The sequence below is a fragment of the Pseudomonas sp. HMSC057H01 genome (assembly GCF_001836405.1).
GTDB lineage: Bacteria > Pseudomonadota > Gammaproteobacteria > Pseudomonadales > Pseudomonadaceae > Pseudomonas > Pseudomonas aeruginosa.
This window is the reverse complement of sequence record NZ_KV828500.1, coordinates 67829-83393: the sequence shown is the minus strand read 5'-3', so window position 1 is coordinate 83393 and position 15565 is coordinate 67829. Positions and strand designations below refer to the sequence as shown.

The window sequence follows — 15565 nt, the reverse complement described above, 5'->3', positions numbered from 1 at the left end:
GCGCCCGGTCACTTGACCAACTGGTTGGCGGCCAGGTCCCAGGTCGAGGCGGCCGTGCCTTCCTTGGTGCCGTCGTCCTTCTGCGCGGTCAGCTCCCACTTGATCTTGGTGAAGTTCAGCGACAGGGTCTCCACCGGCTTGCCGCCGGCGCCGCCGCTGACGCTGACGTTGGAGAGCACCACGTTGTTCAGGGTGTAGACGATGAAGGGCATGATCTGCCCGTTGCCCTCGGCGGCGTTGCGGCCGATGGTGATGGTCGCCTCGGCGATCGGCTTGCCGGCGCAGCAGTATTCGTTGAGGGTCGGGGTCGAGGTGTCGATGAACTTGGTGAGGGTGAATTCGCCGACGTGGGGTTTGCCGGAGGTGCGCTCCGAGTTGCTGACGTCGTTGGTGACCTGCATCGCCACGTTGTGGCTGTAGGACATGATTTCGATCTTGTTTTCGTAGCCGACGAGCAGGCTGTCGCCTTTGATGTCGCTGCCGAAATCGAGAATGATCGCATCCATCGCATCTGACTCCTGGAGAGGGGCTGTCTGGAACGGGAAGGGCGCCCCGCCGGCGCTGCCGGCGGGGGCGGACTCACGCCGCTACCGGCGGCGGCAGGTTGGCGACCAGGCGGATCGACGCGCTGAGTTCCTCGAGCTGGAAGTGCGGCCGGAGGAACACCGTGGCGCGGTAGGCCCCCGGTTTGCCGGCCACCTCGCTGACATCCACCCGCGCCTCGCGCAGCGGGTACTGCGCCTTGATTTCCTGCGGTGCGTTGTCGTTGATCAGCACGTAGTCGGCGATCCAGTTGTTCAGGTAGGTCTGCACGTTGTCGCGGGTCATGAAGCTGCCGACCTTGTCGCGCATGATCACCTTCAGGTAGTGGGCGAAGCGCGATGCCGCCAGCACGTACGGCAGCATCGCCGACAGGCGCGCGTTGGCGTTGGCCTCGTTGGTGTTGTAGAGCCTGGCCTTGTTGGTGGTCTGGCCGCCGAAGAACACCGCCACGTCGCTGTTCTTCTTGTGGCACAGGGAAATGAAGCCGAGATCGTTGAGTTCCTTCTCGCGGCGGTCGGTGATCGCCACCTCGGTCGGGCACTTCAGCGACAGGTCGCCGGAGCTGGTGCGGAACGTGTGCGCCGGCAGGCCCTCGACCGCGCCGCCGCCTTCCGCGCCGCGGATCGCCGCGCACCAGCCGTACTTGGCGAAGGCCTCGGTGATGCGCTGCGCCAGGACCCAGGCGGCGTTGCCCCAGAGGTACTTGGAGTGGTCGGTGCCGTTGACGTCCTCGACATAGTTCATGCCTTCCACCGGGCGCGTCTCCGGGCCGTAGGGCAGGCGCAGGAGGAAGTTCGGCAGCACCAGCGACACGTAGCGCGAGTCCTCGCTCTCGCGGAAGGCGCGCCACTTGATCAGCTCCAGGCTCTCGAAGATCTTGGTCAGGTCGCGCGGCACGGCCAGTTCGGTGAAGCTGTTCATGTCGAACAGGCGTGGGCTGGCGGCGGCGATGAACGGCGCGTGGGCAGCCGCGGCGACGTTCGACAGCTTCTCCAGCAGGCCGATGTCCTGCGGATGGCGACCGAAGGTGAAGTCGCCGATCAGCAGGCTGAAGGGCTGTCCGCCGAAGGTGCCGTATTCCTCTTCGTAGATCTTCTTGAACAGTGCGCTCTGGTCGAACTCGACCGCCTTCTCCAGGTCGTTCTGCAGTTCGTTCTTGCCGACGTTCAGCAGGCGCAGCTTGAGCCGCGCGCTGGTCTCGGTGTTGCTCACCAGTTGGTGCAGGCCGCGCCAGGAGGCTTCCAGCTTCTGCAACTCGGGGTGGTGGATGATCTGGTTGAGCTGGTCGCTGATCAGCGCATCGATCTGGCTGATGCGGTCGTTGATCATCGCCACGGTGTCCTTGTCGACGGCCATGCCCTCGTCGAGGACCTGGGTGGCGAATTCCGCGAGCATGTCGCGGGCATAGTCCTGCTGGCTGTCGTCGTGGGCCATGCGGCCCTTGGCGATGATCTCGTCGAGCAGGGACAGGGTCTGGGTCGAACTCTCGCCGGATTGTTCGGCGGCGGATGACTTGGGCATGGCGGCTTCTCCGGGAAGAGGGTCAGGCCGGCTGGTCGGCCGGGGGTTCGCTGTCGCCGGCCGGGGCCGCTTCGGCTTCCGGGCGGGCCGCTTTGATTTCCTGCAGGCCTTCGGTGTTGGCCACCACGTCCTGCAGCAACTGGTCGAGGTCGTCGTTGCCGTCGAGCTTGGTCAGCAGGTCGCGCAGGCGCTGGCGCGCTTCGAACAGGCGACGCAACGGGACCACCTGCTTCACCAGGTTGACCGGGTCGAAGTCCTCGATGTGGTTGAAGCGCAGCTCGACGTTCAGCTTGCTGTCGTCGCCGCTGATGGTGTTGTCGACCTGCAGGGTGGCGCGGGGAGAGATGGAGGAGAGGATCTCGTTGAAGTTGTCGCGGTCGATGTCGACGAAACGCCGTTCGACCAGCTTCGCCGGCGGGGTATCCGGCTTGCCGGAGAGGTCGGCGAGGATGCCGACCACCAGGGGCAGCTCCTTCTTCTCGATGGCGTTGCCGATCTCGACGTCGTAGGTGATCTGCACGCGCGGCGGGCGCACCCGGTCCAGCTTGTGCTGCGTACTCTCGGCCATGGCGGCTGACTCCGATGCAATGGTGGGGGCGCAATGCATCGGGGGATGCCCTGATCATCGCAGTCCCTTGCTGGATCACAGGCATGACAGGGAAAACGGCGCAGAACCTGTCCTTGGCGATCCCTCTGGTCCGTCACTGGCGACGAACTACAAAAGACGCTAGAACAGGTCTATGGATTTGCAAAATAAAATTTTCGTTGGACTCCCATGAAGCACGGATGTTTCACCATATGTCGGAAATTCTCCCTGGCGCTGGCGATCCTGGCGCTGGCCGGCTGCTCGTATTTCTTCGCGCCGCGGGTCGAGTTGCAGCGGCTGACCCTGGATGTCGCCGCGCGCGCCAACGACGACTCGCCGATCGCCGTGGACTTCGTCGCGGTGAAGGATGCGGAGCTGTTCAAGGAGCTGGCCGGACTGCCGGCCAGCCAGTGGTTCGCCAATCGCGAGCAGTACCGCCGCGACTACCGGCAGCAGTTCGCGGTATGGAGCCTGGAGCTGGTCCCGGGGCAGTTCATCGAGTCGGAGTCGTTCCCCTTGCGCGGCGACCGCGCAACTGGACTTTTGGTCTTCGCCGGCTATAACACACCCGGCGCGCACCGCTTGCGCCTCGACCAGCAGCAGCGCGTCTGGCTGCGTCTGGATACCCGGGAAATGCGACTGGTCAACGATCCCGCCGCGCCCTAGCGAAGGGGCAGGCGAGCGACCGTCGTGCACGACAACGTAGGACGTCGAAGGGGAGTCGTATGAGTGTTCTGCCTGACGCGGTGTGCTGGCACGAAGGGATGCAACTGCTTCCCCAGCATTTCCAGTTGCAGGGATTGCGTGCCGAGGCGCTGGCGGCGCGCACCGGACAGGCCTGCAACCCTTGGTTCTGGGGCGTGACCGCCCTGGAACTGGACCCCTCGGCGTTGTGCGCCGGCCAAGTGCGGATCCTGCACCTCGAAGCGATCCTGCCCGACGGCCTGCCGGTGAGCGTGCAGGCTGGTGTCGACGCACCGCTGGAGTTCGACCTGGAGACTGCGCTGGCGGCCGCCGAAGGGCCGCTGCTGAACGTCCACCTGGCGGTCAGTCCGCTGTGGCGGGCGGGTCAGTTGCTGCCGCTGAAGGGCCGTCTGCAATCGCGGGTCGGCGCGCCGCTGCCGGACCTGGCCAGCGGCGAGCACCCCGAGCCGATCACCGTCTGGCGAGCGTCGCTGCGGCTGGTCGGCGACGACGGCAAGGCCGACTCCGTGTGCCTGCCGTTGCTGCGCGTGGCGAAGGAGGGCGGCGCCTATGTCAGCCTGCCCTACGTCCCGCCGACGCCATTGGTGCTGCCGGAGTCGCCCCTGGGCAGGCGCGTGCAGTCGCTCTGCGCGCGGGCCCGGGAGAAGGCGCTGTTCCTCGGCGGGCGCCTGCGCCTGGCGCAGCAGGCGGGCAACCAGGACGACGCGGTGGAAGTCCGTCGCCAGCTCGCCGCGCTCTGGACCCGCCTGCCGGAGGTGGAAGGCCTGCTGGCAAGCCGCGCGGCCTCGCCGCTGGCCCTGCACGGCAGCCTGCTGGGCCTGGCCGGGGCCTGGGCGGCGCTCGATCCGCTGGCCGGCGTGCCGGCCTTCGAAGCGCTCGACTTCCTCGACCTGCGGCGTGGCTACGAGCCGCTGCTGGACTGGCTGGAGCGCGCCATCGAGTCGATCCGCGCGGGCTACCGCTGCCTGCCGTTCGAGCAGGAGGAACAGGTATTTTCCGTGCGCCTGCCCGATCCGGCGCCGCGTCAGCGCCTGGTGGTCGGCCTGCGGATGCCCGCCGGCGCCGGCGAACAAGCGGCGGCTGACTGGCTGGAGCGCGCCATCGTCGCCTCCGACCCGCACCTGCCGTTGCTCGCCCGGCAACGCATGAGCGGGCTGGCGCGGCAGCCGATGAATCGCCAGGAACAGGTGGCCTACAGCGTCGGCGACGACACCCGTTTGTTCGTCGTGCAGGGCGTCGGCGACTGGTTCGATGCCGGCCAGCCGCTGCGCATCGTCGCGCCGGTCAGCGGGGTCGCCAGCAGTCCCTGGCAGATCGTGCTGTTCGTCGCCGACGGCAGCGACAACACCTAGACAGGAAGGAGCCGCCAATGCCCGAAGGGAGTGCAGGGCCTTTTTCCCAGGCGTACCAGGAGCAGCCGCTCAGCACGGCATTCCGCCAGGCCTGGCAGGAATGGCTGGAGGCCTGGGGCGCCCTCGACCGCGACGCCCAGGATGTGCCACGGATGGTCGAGCGCGCCCTCGAACTGTCCACCCGCATCACCCGGCGTCTGTGGCGCAGCGCCTTCGCCAGCGTCGGCGACGCGGCGGGCGTGCAGGTCAAGGCGATGGTCTATGCCTTCGTCGCCCTGGTCGACGAGACCCTGGTCTTCAGCGCCTGGCCGGGGCAGGGCGCCTGGCAGGAAAAACCGCTGGAGTCGCATCTCTACGGCAGTCGCCAGGCGGGCGAATACCTGCCGCTGGCGATCAAGCGCCTGCTCGACGAACGCGCCCCGGCCAGTCGCGACCTGGCCAACGTCTACCTGCAATGCCTGATCCTCGGCTTCCGCGGTCGCCTGCGCGGGCCGCGCGGCGAGGCGCTGCACGAGAAGTGGCGGCAGGCGCTGTTCGCCTTCGCCTGGCAGCGCGAGGCGGACGCCGCCGACCTCGGCCGTCGCCTTGAGCAGCCTGCCGCCGCGCCGCCACGGCGCCTGCCGGTGCGCGCGGCGCTGCCGGACGGTTTCCGCCTGGGCCTGGCGGTGCTCGGCCTGGTGCTGCTGATGAGCGGCATCGGGCACCTGTTCTGGCGCGACATCCAGCATGAAATGGCGGCGGTGACCCACCTGGCCGATGCGGAGCAGGCGCCATGAGCGGCGCGACGCTGTTCATGCTGGTTCTCCTCCTGCTGCTGCTGGCGCTGCTGCTGGGGGCGCTGGGCTGGTGGTGGCGGACCCGGGGCGGTACGGAGATCCGCAGCTTCTACGCGGCGGTCCGGCAGATGGAGCGCGAGCAGGGCTGGCAGGGCCGCTACGAAGCGCCCTGGCTGCTGATGCTCGGCAACGAGACCGAGGGCGAGCAGTTGTGCGCTACCTGGCGCCTGCTGCCGGTGGCGCGTCCGGCCTGGTTCGGCCGCTGGTGGTCGGACGGCGAGGGGGCGATCCTGCTGGTGCCCGAGTCGGTGTTCCTGCCCGACGAGGGCCTGCGCCGGCAAAGCGGCGCCTGGCTGCGCCTGTTGCGTCTGTTCCTGCGCCTGCGCGGCAGGCGCGCGCTGGACGGGGTGGTCTGGAACATTCCGCTGGCGCGGTTGCAGGATGGCGAGCAGGCGGCCGCCCTCGGCCTCGCCGCCCGTCGTCGCTGCGTGGAGCTGACCCAGCGCCTTGGCCTGAGCCTGCCGGTGTACGTGGTGATCACTGGCCTGGAAGACCTGCCGGGTTTCCAGGAACTTCTCGCGGCGCTGCCCGAGGAGGCGCGCGAGCGCGCCCTCGGCTGGTCCTCGCCGTTCGCCGCCGAGGCGGCCTGGCAGTCGCGCTGGTGCGAGCAGGCGCTGGAGGAAATCACCGCCACCCTGACCGAGTCGATCGTCGAACTCGGTACCTTGCGCGGCCAGGTGAACAACGACCTGTATTGCCTGCCGCCACGCCTGGAAAGCCTCCGCGGTTCGTTGCAGGCGCTGCTCGAACCGGTCTTCCAGGGCAACGCCAGGGGTGAGGCGCCGCGCTTTCGCGGTCTCTACCTGAGCGGCAGCGAGGCGGCGGGGGCGGCAAGCGACGAAGCCCTGCCGGCGGTCGACGCGCCGCGTCGGCGCAGCAGCTTCGCCAGCCAACTGTGGGCACGGCGGATCCTTGCCGAGGAAGGCCTGGCCCAGGCGGTGCCGCGCATCCTCCAGCTGCGCCAGCGCTGGCAGCGCGGTATCGGCCTCGTTGCGCTGTGCCTGTGCCTGCTCTGGGGCGGCCTGATGACCTGGGTCTGGCGTGACGCGCTGCGCGACGCCGGCGAACTGTCGCAACTGCTGCATGGCGCCAGCGAGCGCTACCAGCCGCTCGACGACGACACCCGGCGCGCCGCCCAGGTCCGGCAGAACGTCCAGGCCTGGTGGCAACTGGTGGCACAGGCGCCGCGCTGGCGCTTCACCTCGCTGGCGTTCCCCAGTTCCTGGTTTTCCTCCCTGGATGCACGTATCGACAGCGCGTATCGCCGCGTTTCCGAGCGCCTGCTGGTGCGCCCGCTGCGCAGCCTGCTGGAAGGCGAGGCGAGCGACCTGCGGGCGATCCGCAGCGACGGCCAGCCCGGCCTGAAGGAGGGCGACGACCCCAGCCAGTGGAAGGACTACCTGGCGGCGAAGGACCTGGTCGCCCGCGCCACTACCCTGGAGCGCCACAATCGCCTGTTCGCCCAGGCCATCGACAACCGCAAGACGCCGCTCGACGATCTCCTGCAACTGAGCAACGACGCCCTGGGCAGCAGCTACAACGGCGGCAGCCTGGCGCGCCTGGCCTACTACAACCGCACGCTGTTCGCCGAGCGTCCGGCCGATCTCGCCGCCCTCGACCTGGGCCGGGTCGGCGCCACGGCGGCGGATAACTTCCATGACCTGATGGCACGCTGGCTGAACGCCTACTTTCTCACCGACAGCCTGGAACGCACCGGCAATGCCCTGACCCAGGAACTCGCGCAGCTCGGCCAGGAACGAGATGCCACGGCGGCCCAGTTGCTGGGGGTCGGCGAATTGATCAACCACCTGCAGCAGCAGGTCAACCGCATCAACCTGATCTGGGGCAATGGCGTCGGCCAGGATCTCGTCCCTGGCTACCAGAACCTGCTCAAGAGCGCCCAGCAAAGCAGCCTGCTGGGAGATCGCGTGGAGGAACTGCAGAACCTCACGGTGCAGTTGCAGCAGCAGTTCCGCAGCGAATGGATCGCGCCTCCGGAGGCTGCCGGCGACGGCCTGCTGGTGAAACAGGGTGCGACGCTCAAGCTGGCCGATGACCTGCTCGGCCTGAAACGCGCCATCGATGACCTGAAGACCAAGGACTTCGTCTCCGTGGCCCTGGCCGGCAAGACACTGGCGGAGCACTCCTTGCTGAGCATCGACGACATCGGCGTGACTCAGGCGTTGAGCTTCTTCAACGACTTCAGCGGCTACTACGAGAGCACCCTGCCGTCGCTCAACCCGCGCTATCGCTACTCGGTCCTGCACGCCGCCGCCAGCGCGACGACCGAGGCCATGTGGCAGAGCCTCGGGCCGCGCAGTCGCAGCCTGACCAGCCGCAATGCCTCGCGCTTCGACGTGCAGGTCAAGCAGGTCCAGGCATTGCAGGCGGCGCTGCTGGAGTTGCAGGACATGCAGGCCGGCGCGCGCCTGCTGGCCAGCCTCAACGCGCTGGCCGTGGCCGATATCGGCCAGGCCCTGCGCGACATCGACGAGCAGGCGGTGCTGCGCGAGCCGGTCGATTTCAGCCGTTGGTCGGGCGCGCCGAATTTCGGCCTGCAGGCGTTCCGCGCCCAGGACAGCGCCGAGCTGAAGCAGAGCCTGACCAGCCAGTTCAATGCCATGGCCGCGGTCGCCGAGCGCCACGCCCCGGCGCTGGAGTGGCTGCAGGCGCAGCAGTCCAGCCTGGCCACCGCCGACTACAACGCGTTCGTGCGCTTCAGCGCGCTCAACGCCGAACTGCAGAAATTCAAGGCCGACAACCCGGCGAGCACCGCGGCGCAGCTGGCGAAGCTGGTGGGTAACGATTTCAACCAGATGGACATCGGCAGTTGCGCCGACATTCTCAACGGCGTGCTCCTGCCGTCCAGCCGCAGCGACCTGGCGACGCGCCTGGTGGACCTGCGCCAGGGCGCGCTCGGGCGCTGCCAGTCGTTGCAACAGCAGCAGGCGGCGCAGGCCTGGAAGGACCTCGCCGACTACTTCAACCAGTACCTCGCCGGACGCTTCCCGTTCGCCTACAGCCTGGAAGCGGCCGATGCCGAGCCGGGGCGGGTGCGGCACCTGCTGAAGCTGATGGAGACGCGCTTGCCGCAGGTGCGCGAAGGGCTGGCCCAGGTTCGCTCGCCGGACCTGCCGGCCGCCGAGGACTTCGTCCGCCGCCTGGAGCAGGCGCAGCGCTGGCTCGGCCCGCTGTTCGAGCGCGACAAGTCGGGCCTGCTCGGCGTCGCCCTGGACATCGACTGGCGCAGCGACCGCAGCCTGGAACGCGGCGCCGACCAGGTGATCGCCTGGAGCCTGTACTCGGGCGACCAGGAAAGCCGGTTCCCCGGCGCGCAGGACAAGGGCCTGACCTGGAACGTCGGCGATCCGCTGAAGATCATGCTGCGCTGGGCGAAGAACGGCTCGCAGCGTCCGGCAGACGACCCGCGCCAGGCCAGCCTGGCGGTGGCCGACCTCGAGGCCGGCTGGAGCTACCAGGGCTCCTGGGCGCTGCTGCGCATGATGCGTGCGCACTTCTCCCGGCAGCGCCCGCCGAACGTCGACTACACGGAGTTTCCGCTGGTCCTGCAACTGCCGGTGTATGCGCCCTACAGCCCGGAAAACGAGGCGCGGATGTTCCTCCGCCTGTCGTTGATGAGCCTGGGCGGCAAGACCCCGCTGTCCATCCAGCCGCTGCCGGTGCGCGCGCCGCAATCGCCGTTCGCGACGCTGTTGCCGGCCACCGTCGCCAGCACCGGAGGTATCCCATGACCCTGCCTCTTTCCGGCAACGCCCTGTCCCTGGAAGTGCTGCTCGAACCCATCGCCCCAGAACAGCCGTGCGGCCCCAGCCTGCGCTACGACCCGGACTACGACCGCCTGCGCGAGTTGCGCCGGGAGGACGACAGCAGCCTGCCGACCGGCGTCTGGCAGGCGGAGGCCAAGCGCGCCGACTGGGCCGCGGTGGAGCAGTTGGCCAGCGAACTGTTGCAGCGGCGCAGCAAGGACCTGATGCTCGCCGCCTGGCTCGGCGAGGCCTGGCTGCAACGCGGCGGGCTGGGCGGATTGCAGCGCGCGCTGGTGCTGCTGGCGGAACTCTGCGAGCGCTACCCCGAGGAGGTGCATCCGCAAGCCCAGGACGGCGACCAGTCGTGGCGGGTGCCGCCCATCGACTGGCTGTTGCGCCGCTATGCCGAGCTGCTGCACACGCGCCTGCCGCTGATGGGGCAGGGCGCCTTCGCCGAGATCACCCTCTATGCCTGGCAGAGGTTGCAGCGCCAGCAGGTCGCCAGCGGCGACAGCAAGAGCGCCAAGGCGGCGCTGGAAGCGGCGCAACTTCAGCAGAAGAAGCTCGACGAAGCGTTGCGCGCGGAGCCCCTGGTGCAATGGCAGCGCAAGCAGGCCAGCCTGCTCGCCTGCCAGCAGCAACTGCAACGCCTGGAACAGTGGTGCGACCGCTGCCTGGGCGAACTCGCCCCCAGTTGCCAGCCGCTGCGCGAGGTCATCGCGCAATGGCTGGCCTTGCTCAAGGAGTTCATCGCCATGCACCCGCAAGCGCCGCTGCCCGAAGAACAGCCACCGGTCGCAGAGGCGGACGCCGCCGAAGGCGACGCGGACGGCGAGGAAAGCGTCCCGGCGAGCGCGCCGAGCGGGCCGGCTGGCGCGCCGACCAGTCGCGAGGACGCCTACCGGCAACTGCTGCTGATCGCCGACTACCTGGCGCGCACCGAGCCGCACAGCCCGGTTCCCTACCTGATCAAGCGCGCGGTGGAATGGGGCAACAAGCCGCTGAGCGAGCTGCTGGCGGAGCTGATCAATGCGGACTCGGAGGCGCGCCGGGTCTGGTCGCTGCTTGGCGTACTGCCCTAGGAGGTGGGGCTATATCTTTTATTCGAATATATAAATACGAATTCAGAATTTTTTAATCTATGGGTTCCTGGGGCAAGATGGGTGCACATTTCCCGGCTCGGAACCCAGCATGTCCGTCATCACCCATCCCCACGCCCGCGAGCTGACCAAATCGGTGCGCGCCACCGTGCTGGTGTTCAACGACCCCCGTTCCCGCGAGCTGCTGGAGCGCATCGAGCGCCTGGCGCCCAGCGAGGCCAACGCGCTGGTCATCGGCGAGACCGGCACCGGCAAGGAGCTGGTGGCGCGCCATATCCATGCCCTCAGCGGACGCAGCGGCGGCCCGTTCGTCGCGGTCAACTGCGGTGCTTTCGCCGAGAGCCTGGTGGAGAGCGAGCTGTTCGGCCACGAGAAGGGCGCCTTTACCGGTGCGTTGCAGAGCAAGGCCGGCTGGTTCGAGGCGGCCAACGGCGGCACCCTGTTCCTCGACGAGATCGGCGACCTGCCGCCGAGCATCCAGGTCAAGCTGCTGCGCGTGCTGCAGGAGCGCGAGGTGGTGCGGCTCGGTTCGCGCCGGCCGATCCCCATCGACGTGCGGCTGGTGGCGGCGACCAACGTCGACCTGGCCGAGGCGGTGGTCGCTGGGCACTTCCGCGAGGACCTGTTCTACCGCCTGCACGTGGCGACCATCCAACTGCCGCCGTTGCGCGAGCGCCGCGGCGATATCCTGCCGCTGGCCGAGTACTTCATCGTCGAGCACTGCCGGCGCCTCGGCTACACCAGCGCGAGCCTGAGCCCGGAAGCCGAGCGCAAGCTGCTCGGGCACTCCTGGGCGGGCAATATCCGCGAGCTGGAGAACGCCATCCACCACGCGCTGCTGGTCTGCCGCAACCGCCTGATCCAGCCGGCCGACCTGCACCTCATCGACATGCGTGCGCGCCAGGAGCCGAGCGGCTTGCGCCGTGCTCCCGAGAGCGCCGCCGGCTCGGCGCTGGAAGCGGCGCTGCAGGCGCTGTTCGAGGAAAACCGCGAGGATCTCTACGAGCACATCGAGGAAACCGTGTTCCGCGCCGCCTATCGCTTCTGCCACGGCAACCAGTTGCAGACCGGACGCCTGCTGGGGATCAGCCGCAACATCGTGCGCGCCCGCCTGGAGAAGATCGGCGAGCTGGAAACCTCGCCACGACACAACGTGGTCTCGCTGGTGGGCAAGTGAGCGCGGCGCTTTACAGTCTTTCACAATTCCCCCACAAAACCGGCAAGAACCCGGACGGCGGCTGTTCTACAACGGAGCGATGAATCTCGTTGGCTGGACCAGGGACGTCGCCATGCCTCGCTCCGCTCGCCCGTGTCGCTCGCTCCCGGTAGCCGCTTTCCCGGCCGCGCCGAGTCCGCCTGGTCCTCCAGTCACAGCAACCTTGGTTTCCCGACCCGGCGAAGAGGATCGCTGCATGCCGTACTGTTCGCCGGAACAACTCGCCGACCTCGGCCCGCTGCTGGATTGCCTGCGCCGCTGGCCGCGCATCCGCGAGCCGCGGCCGGGGGTGTTCTACCTGGGCGACCAGCCGTTCTGCCAGTTCCATTCGCGCAATGGCCAGCGCTGGGCCGACGTCAAGCGCCGCAAGGGGCGCCTGCCGCCGTTCGTCCTGCCACCGGGCGACCAGCATTCGGCGCGGGCATTCCAGATATTCCTGCTCCAGGCCTACAAGCTGAACTGAACTGTTGCCCGGGCAACAGTCGGACAGCAGCGCTGTTGCGTGGCTGACAGGCCGAGGCCGGAAACCCGCCGCAACTGCCCGGAAAACGCACATTTCCCCGTTGGTACGGCCCTTGCTCCAGGGCACTGCACCTAGCGCAACAGTCCACAGGGAAATCCCATGACCAGCCCCTTCAAAGTCGTCGCCGTCTCCGGCGGCACCTATCGCCCGTCCCGCACCCTGGTACTCACCCAGGCCCTGATCGCCGAGCTTGGCCAGTCGCTGCCGATCGACAGCCGGGTCATCGAGCTGACCGACATCGCCGCGCCGCTGGGCGCTACCCTGGCGCGCAACCAGGCGCCGGCGGAACTGCAGGCGGTGCTCGACGAGATCGAAAGCGCCGACCTGCTGCTGGTCGCCTCGCCGGTCTACCGTGGCTCCTATCCGGGCCTGCTCAAGCACCTGTTCGACCTGATCGACCTCAACGCCTTGATCGACACCCCGGTGCTGCTCGCCGCCACTGGCGGCACCGAGCGCCACGCGCTGGTCCTCGACCACCAGTTGCGCCCGCTGTTCAGCTTCTTCCAGGCGATCACCCTGCCCATCGGGGTCTACGCCAGCGAGGCCGACTTCGACAACTACCGGATCGTCAGCGAGCCGCTGAAGGCGCGCATCCGCCTCGCCGCCGAGCGCGCCGCGCCGCTGTTCGGCGGACGCTCCGAACTGTTGAAGATCGCCTGAGGTGCGCCGATGAACGTGTTCTGGTTCCTCCCGACCCACGGCGATGGCCACTTCCTCGGCACCAGCCAGGGCGCGCGGCCGGTCTCGCTGCCTTACCTGAAGCAGGTGGCTCAGGCGGCCGACAGCCTCGGCTACCACGGCGTGCTGATCCCCACCGGACGCTCCTGCGAGGACTCCTGGGTGGTGGCCTCGGCGCTGGCGCCGCTGACCGAGCGCCTGCGCTTCCTGGTGGCGATCCGTCCGGGAATCGTTTCGCCGACCGTCTCGGCGCGGATGGCGGCGACCCTCGACCGCCTGTCCGGCGGGCGCCTGCTGATCAACGTGGTCACCGGCGGCGATCCCGACGAGAACCGCGGCGACGGCATCCACCTCGGCCACGCCGAGCGCTACGAGGTCACCGACGAGTTCCTTCGGGTCTGGCGGCGCGTCCTGCAGGGCGAGGCGGTGGACTTCCACGGCAAGCACATCCACGTGGAGAACGCCAAGGCGCTCTATCCGCCGCTGCAACGGCCGTATCCGCCGCTGTACTTCGGCGGTTCCTCGGAGGCCGCCCACGAACTGGCCGGCGAACAGGTGGACGTCTACCTGACCTGGGGCGAGCCGTTGCCGGCGGTGGCGGCGAAGATCGCCGACGTGCGCCAGCGAGCGGCTCGCCATGGGCGTACGGTGAAGTTCGGCATCCGCCTGCATGTGATCGTCCGCGAAACCGCCGAAGAAGCCTGGCGCGCCGCGGACAGGCTGATCGAACACATCTCCGACGAGACCATCGCCGCCGCGCAGCAGTCCTTCGCCCGTTTCGACTCCGAAGGCCAGCGACGCATGGCCGCGCTGCACGGCGGCCGCCGCGATCGCCTGGAGATCCAGCCGAACCTCTGGGCCGGGGTCGGCCTGGTGCGCGGCGGCGCCGGCACCGCGCTGGTCGGCGATCCGCGGCAGGTGGCGGAGCGCATCGGGGAGTACGCCGAGCTTGGCATCGACAGCTTCATCTTCTCCGGCTATCCGCACCTGGAAGAGGCCTACCGCTTCGCCGAACTGGTCTTCCCGCTGCTGCCCGAACCCTACGCCAGCCTGGCCGGCCGTGGGCTGACCAATCTGACCGGGCCGTTCGGCGAAATGATCGCCAACGACGTGCTGCCGGCTCGCGCCGGCGCTTGAGCGGCCGTGCCCCCAAGGAGAAACGCCCTGTGAATGCGAAGACCCGCCCCGAGGCGCAAACGCCGTTGCAGATTGCCCGGCGCCTGGCCGCCGATTTCGCCGAGAACGCCGCCGAGCGCGACGTCGCCGGCGGCACCCCGAAGGCCGAGCGCGACGCGTTGCGCCGCAGCGGCCTGTTGTCGCTGATCATCCCGCGCGAATACGGCGGCCTGGGGGCGAGCTGGAGCGAAACCCTGCAAACCGTGCGCGAACTGGCCCGGGTCGATAGCTCGATCGCCCACGTCTACGGCTTCCAGCACCTGATGCTGGCCACCGTGCGCCTGTTCTCGCGGCCCGAGCAATGGCAGCCGTGGTTCGAGCTGACCGCGCGCAACCGCTGGTTCTGGGGCAACGCGCTGAACCCGCTGGACAACCGTACCGTGGCCCGGCGCTTCGACGGCTGGCGCGAGTTCTCCGGGAAGAAGAGCTTCTGCTCCGGCGCCCGCGATTCGGAGATGCTCATCGCCTCGGCGCTGGACGGCGAGGGCGGGGCGCTGCTGATCGCCGCCATCCCCACCGCGCGCAGCGGTATCAGCCTGGGCCAGGATTGGGACAACATGGGCCAGCGGCAGACCGACAGCGGCAGCGCGATCTTCGAGCGGGTGCGGGTGGAGGAGAGCGAGTTGCTGCTCGATCCCGGGCCGCTGAGCACGCCGTTCGCCTGCCTGCGGCCGCTGATCGCCCAGTTGATCTTCACCGAGGTGTTCCTCGGCATCGCCGAAGGCGCCTTCGAGGAGGCTCGCCAGTACACCCTGCGCGAAGCGCGACCGTGGTTCCGCTCCGAGGTCGCCGAGGCCAATGCCGACCCCTATGTGCTGGCGCGCTACGGCGAATTCTGGGTCGGCCTGGAAAGCACCCGGGCGCTGGTCGAGCGCGCCGCGCAGCGCCTCGACGCCGCCTGGTCCGAGGGCCCGGCGCTGGACGCCAGCGAGCGCGGCCAGTTGGCCCTGGCCATCGCCGCCGCCAAGGTCGCCGCGACGCGCAACGGCCTCGACCTGTGCAACCGCATGTTCGAAGTCACCGGCGCCCGCTCCACTCACGCCGCCCTGCGCCTGGACCGCTACTGGCGCAACCTGCGCACCCAGACCCTGCACGACCCGCTGGACTACAAGATCCGCGAGCTGGGCGACTGGGCGCTGAACCAGTCACCGCCGCAACCGACCTTCTACTCATGAACGCTTCTACCCATACTCCCGACCGGCTGCTGACGCTGCCACGTTCGCCGAGCCTGGCGACCTCGATCCGCGCCACCGCCCAGGTCTTCGAGGACCCGAAGTCCCAGGCCCTGCTCGAACACCTGCGCCAGGTGGCGCCGAGCGAGGCCAGCGTGCTGGTGATCGGCGAGACCGGCACCGGCAAGGAACTGGTGGCGCGGCATATCCACAACCTCAGCGCGCGGCGCAACGGCCCGTTCGTGGCGGTCAACTGCGGGGCCTTCTCCGAGTCACTGGTGGAAGCCGAGCTGTTCGGCCACGAGAAGGGCGCCTTTACGGGCGCCCTGGCGGCCAAGGCCGGCTGGTTCGAGGAAGCCAACGGCGGCACCCTGTTCCTCGACGAGATCG

The 15565-nt window shown here is 68.7% G+C and carries 14 protein-coding genes; 11 read left to right on the top strand and 3 right to left on the bottom strand.

Annotated elements, in window-relative coordinates; genetic code table 11:
- Window positions 1-8 precede the first annotated feature (8 nt).
- The 3 genes from HMPREF2581_RS20755 to tssB form a co-directional block, all read right to left on the bottom strand.
- Window positions 9-506, bottom strand: a complete 498-nt coding sequence (locus tag HMPREF2581_RS20755; protein ID WP_003089495.1) for an Hcp family type VI secretion system effector — start codon at window positions 504-506, stop codon at window positions 9-11.
- 73 nt (window positions 507-579) lie between these two features.
- A complete protein-coding gene (gene tssC / locus HMPREF2581_RS20750; protein ID WP_003139317.1) occupies window positions 580-2064 on the bottom strand; it encodes a type VI secretion system contractile sheath large subunit in 1485 nt (494 codons plus the stop codon).
- 22 nt (window positions 2065-2086) lie between these two features.
- Window positions 2087-2632, bottom strand: coding sequence for a type VI secretion system contractile sheath small subunit (gene tssB / locus HMPREF2581_RS20745; protein WP_003089493.1), 546 nt, complete (start codon window positions 2630-2632; stop codon window positions 2087-2089).
- Between the two features lie 207 nt (window positions 2633-2839).
- Between tssB and HMPREF2581_RS20740 the strand changes: the two genes are divergently transcribed.
- The 11 genes from HMPREF2581_RS20740 to HMPREF2581_RS20690 form a co-directional block, all read left to right on the top strand.
- Complete coding sequence (locus tag HMPREF2581_RS20740; protein ID WP_003089492.1) at window positions 2840-3316, top strand: hypothetical protein; 477 nt, start codon at window positions 2840-2842, stop codon at window positions 3314-3316.
- A gap of 59 nt (window positions 3317-3375) precedes the next feature.
- Window positions 3376-4707: a type VI secretion system baseplate subunit TssK gene (tssK, locus tag HMPREF2581_RS20735; protein ID WP_003139318.1), complete on the top strand. Its 1332-nt coding sequence runs from the start codon at window positions 3376-3378 to the stop codon at window positions 4705-4707.
- A 17-nt stretch (window positions 4708-4724) separates the two neighbouring features.
- On the top strand, window positions 4725-5483 hold the full coding sequence (locus tag HMPREF2581_RS20730) for a DotU family type IV/VI secretion system protein (protein WP_003131567.1): 759 nt from the start codon (window positions 4725-4727) through the stop codon (window positions 5481-5483).
- Entirely contained in the window at window positions 5480-9295 is a 3816-nt protein-coding gene (locus HMPREF2581_RS20725; protein ID WP_070867377.1) for a type VI secretion system membrane subunit TssM, read from the top strand. Before HMPREF2581_RS20730 ends, HMPREF2581_RS20725 begins: the two co-directional genes overlap by 4 nt.
- On the top strand, window positions 9292-10392 hold the full coding sequence (gene tssA / locus HMPREF2581_RS20720; protein WP_003139323.1) for a type VI secretion system protein TssA: 1101 nt from the start codon (window positions 9292-9294) through the stop codon (window positions 10390-10392). The genes HMPREF2581_RS20725 and tssA overlap by 4 nt, the downstream gene beginning before the upstream one ends.
- 109 nt (window positions 10393-10501) lie before the next feature.
- Window positions 10502-11587: a sigma-54 interaction domain-containing protein gene (locus HMPREF2581_RS20715; RefSeq protein ID WP_003139325.1), complete on the top strand. Its 1086-nt coding sequence runs from the start codon at window positions 10502-10504 to the stop codon at window positions 11585-11587.
- A gap of 235 nt (window positions 11588-11822) precedes the next feature.
- Window positions 11823-12089, top strand: a complete 267-nt coding sequence (locus HMPREF2581_RS20710) for a hypothetical protein (RefSeq protein ID WP_003104712.1) — start codon at window positions 11823-11825, stop codon at window positions 12087-12089.
- A 159-nt stretch (window positions 12090-12248) separates the two neighbouring features.
- Entirely contained in the window at window positions 12249-12809 is a 561-nt protein-coding gene (gene msuE / locus HMPREF2581_RS20705) for an FMN reductase (protein ID WP_003089470.1), read from the top strand.
- 9 nt (window positions 12810-12818) lie between these two features.
- Entirely contained in the window at window positions 12819-13964 is a 1146-nt protein-coding gene (gene ssuD / locus HMPREF2581_RS20700) for an FMNH2-dependent alkanesulfonate monooxygenase (RefSeq protein ID WP_003104713.1), read from the top strand.
- A 29-nt stretch (window positions 13965-13993) separates the two neighbouring features.
- Complete coding sequence (locus HMPREF2581_RS20695) at window positions 13994-15178, top strand: acyl-CoA dehydrogenase family protein (RefSeq protein WP_003139331.1); 1185 nt, start codon at window positions 13994-13996, stop codon at window positions 15176-15178.
- Window positions 15175-15565 (top strand): sigma-54 factor interaction domain-containing protein (locus tag HMPREF2581_RS20690; RefSeq protein WP_049265516.1); only part of this gene is annotated, 391 nt, incomplete at its 3' end. The genes HMPREF2581_RS20695 and HMPREF2581_RS20690, both read left to right, overlap by 4 nt.

Coding starts and splice junctions, on each gene's coding strand:
- HMPREF2581_RS20755 (WP_003089495.1), bottom strand. CDS start 506: ATGGATGCGATCATTCTCGATTTCGGCAGCGACATCAAAGGCGACAGC.
- tssC (WP_003139317.1), bottom strand. CDS start 2,064: ATGCCCAAGTCATCCGCCGCCGAACAATCCGGCGAGAGTTCGACCCAG.
- tssB (WP_003089493.1), bottom strand. CDS start 2,632: ATGGCCGAGAGTACGCAGCACAAGCTGGACCGGGTGCGCCCGCCGCGC.
- HMPREF2581_RS20740 (WP_003089492.1), top strand. CDS start 2,840: ATGAAGCACGGATGTTTCACCATATGTCGGAAATTCTCCCTGGCGCTG.
- tssK (WP_003139318.1), top strand. CDS start 3,376: ATGAGTGTTCTGCCTGACGCGGTGTGCTGGCACGAAGGGATGCAACTG.
- HMPREF2581_RS20730 (WP_003131567.1), top strand. CDS start 4,725: ATGCCCGAAGGGAGTGCAGGGCCTTTTTCCCAGGCGTACCAGGAGCAG.
- HMPREF2581_RS20725 (WP_070867377.1), top strand. CDS start 5,480: ATGAGCGGCGCGACGCTGTTCATGCTGGTTCTCCTCCTGCTGCTGCTG.
- tssA (WP_003139323.1), top strand. CDS start 9,292: ATGACCCTGCCTCTTTCCGGCAACGCCCTGTCCCTGGAAGTGCTGCTC.
- HMPREF2581_RS20715 (WP_003139325.1), top strand. CDS start 10,502: ATGTCCGTCATCACCCATCCCCACGCCCGCGAGCTGACCAAATCGGTG.
- HMPREF2581_RS20710 (WP_003104712.1), top strand. CDS start 11,823: ATGCCGTACTGTTCGCCGGAACAACTCGCCGACCTCGGCCCGCTGCTG.
- msuE (WP_003089470.1), top strand. CDS start 12,249: ATGACCAGCCCCTTCAAAGTCGTCGCCGTCTCCGGCGGCACCTATCGC.
- ssuD (WP_003104713.1), top strand. CDS start 12,819: ATGAACGTGTTCTGGTTCCTCCCGACCCACGGCGATGGCCACTTCCTC.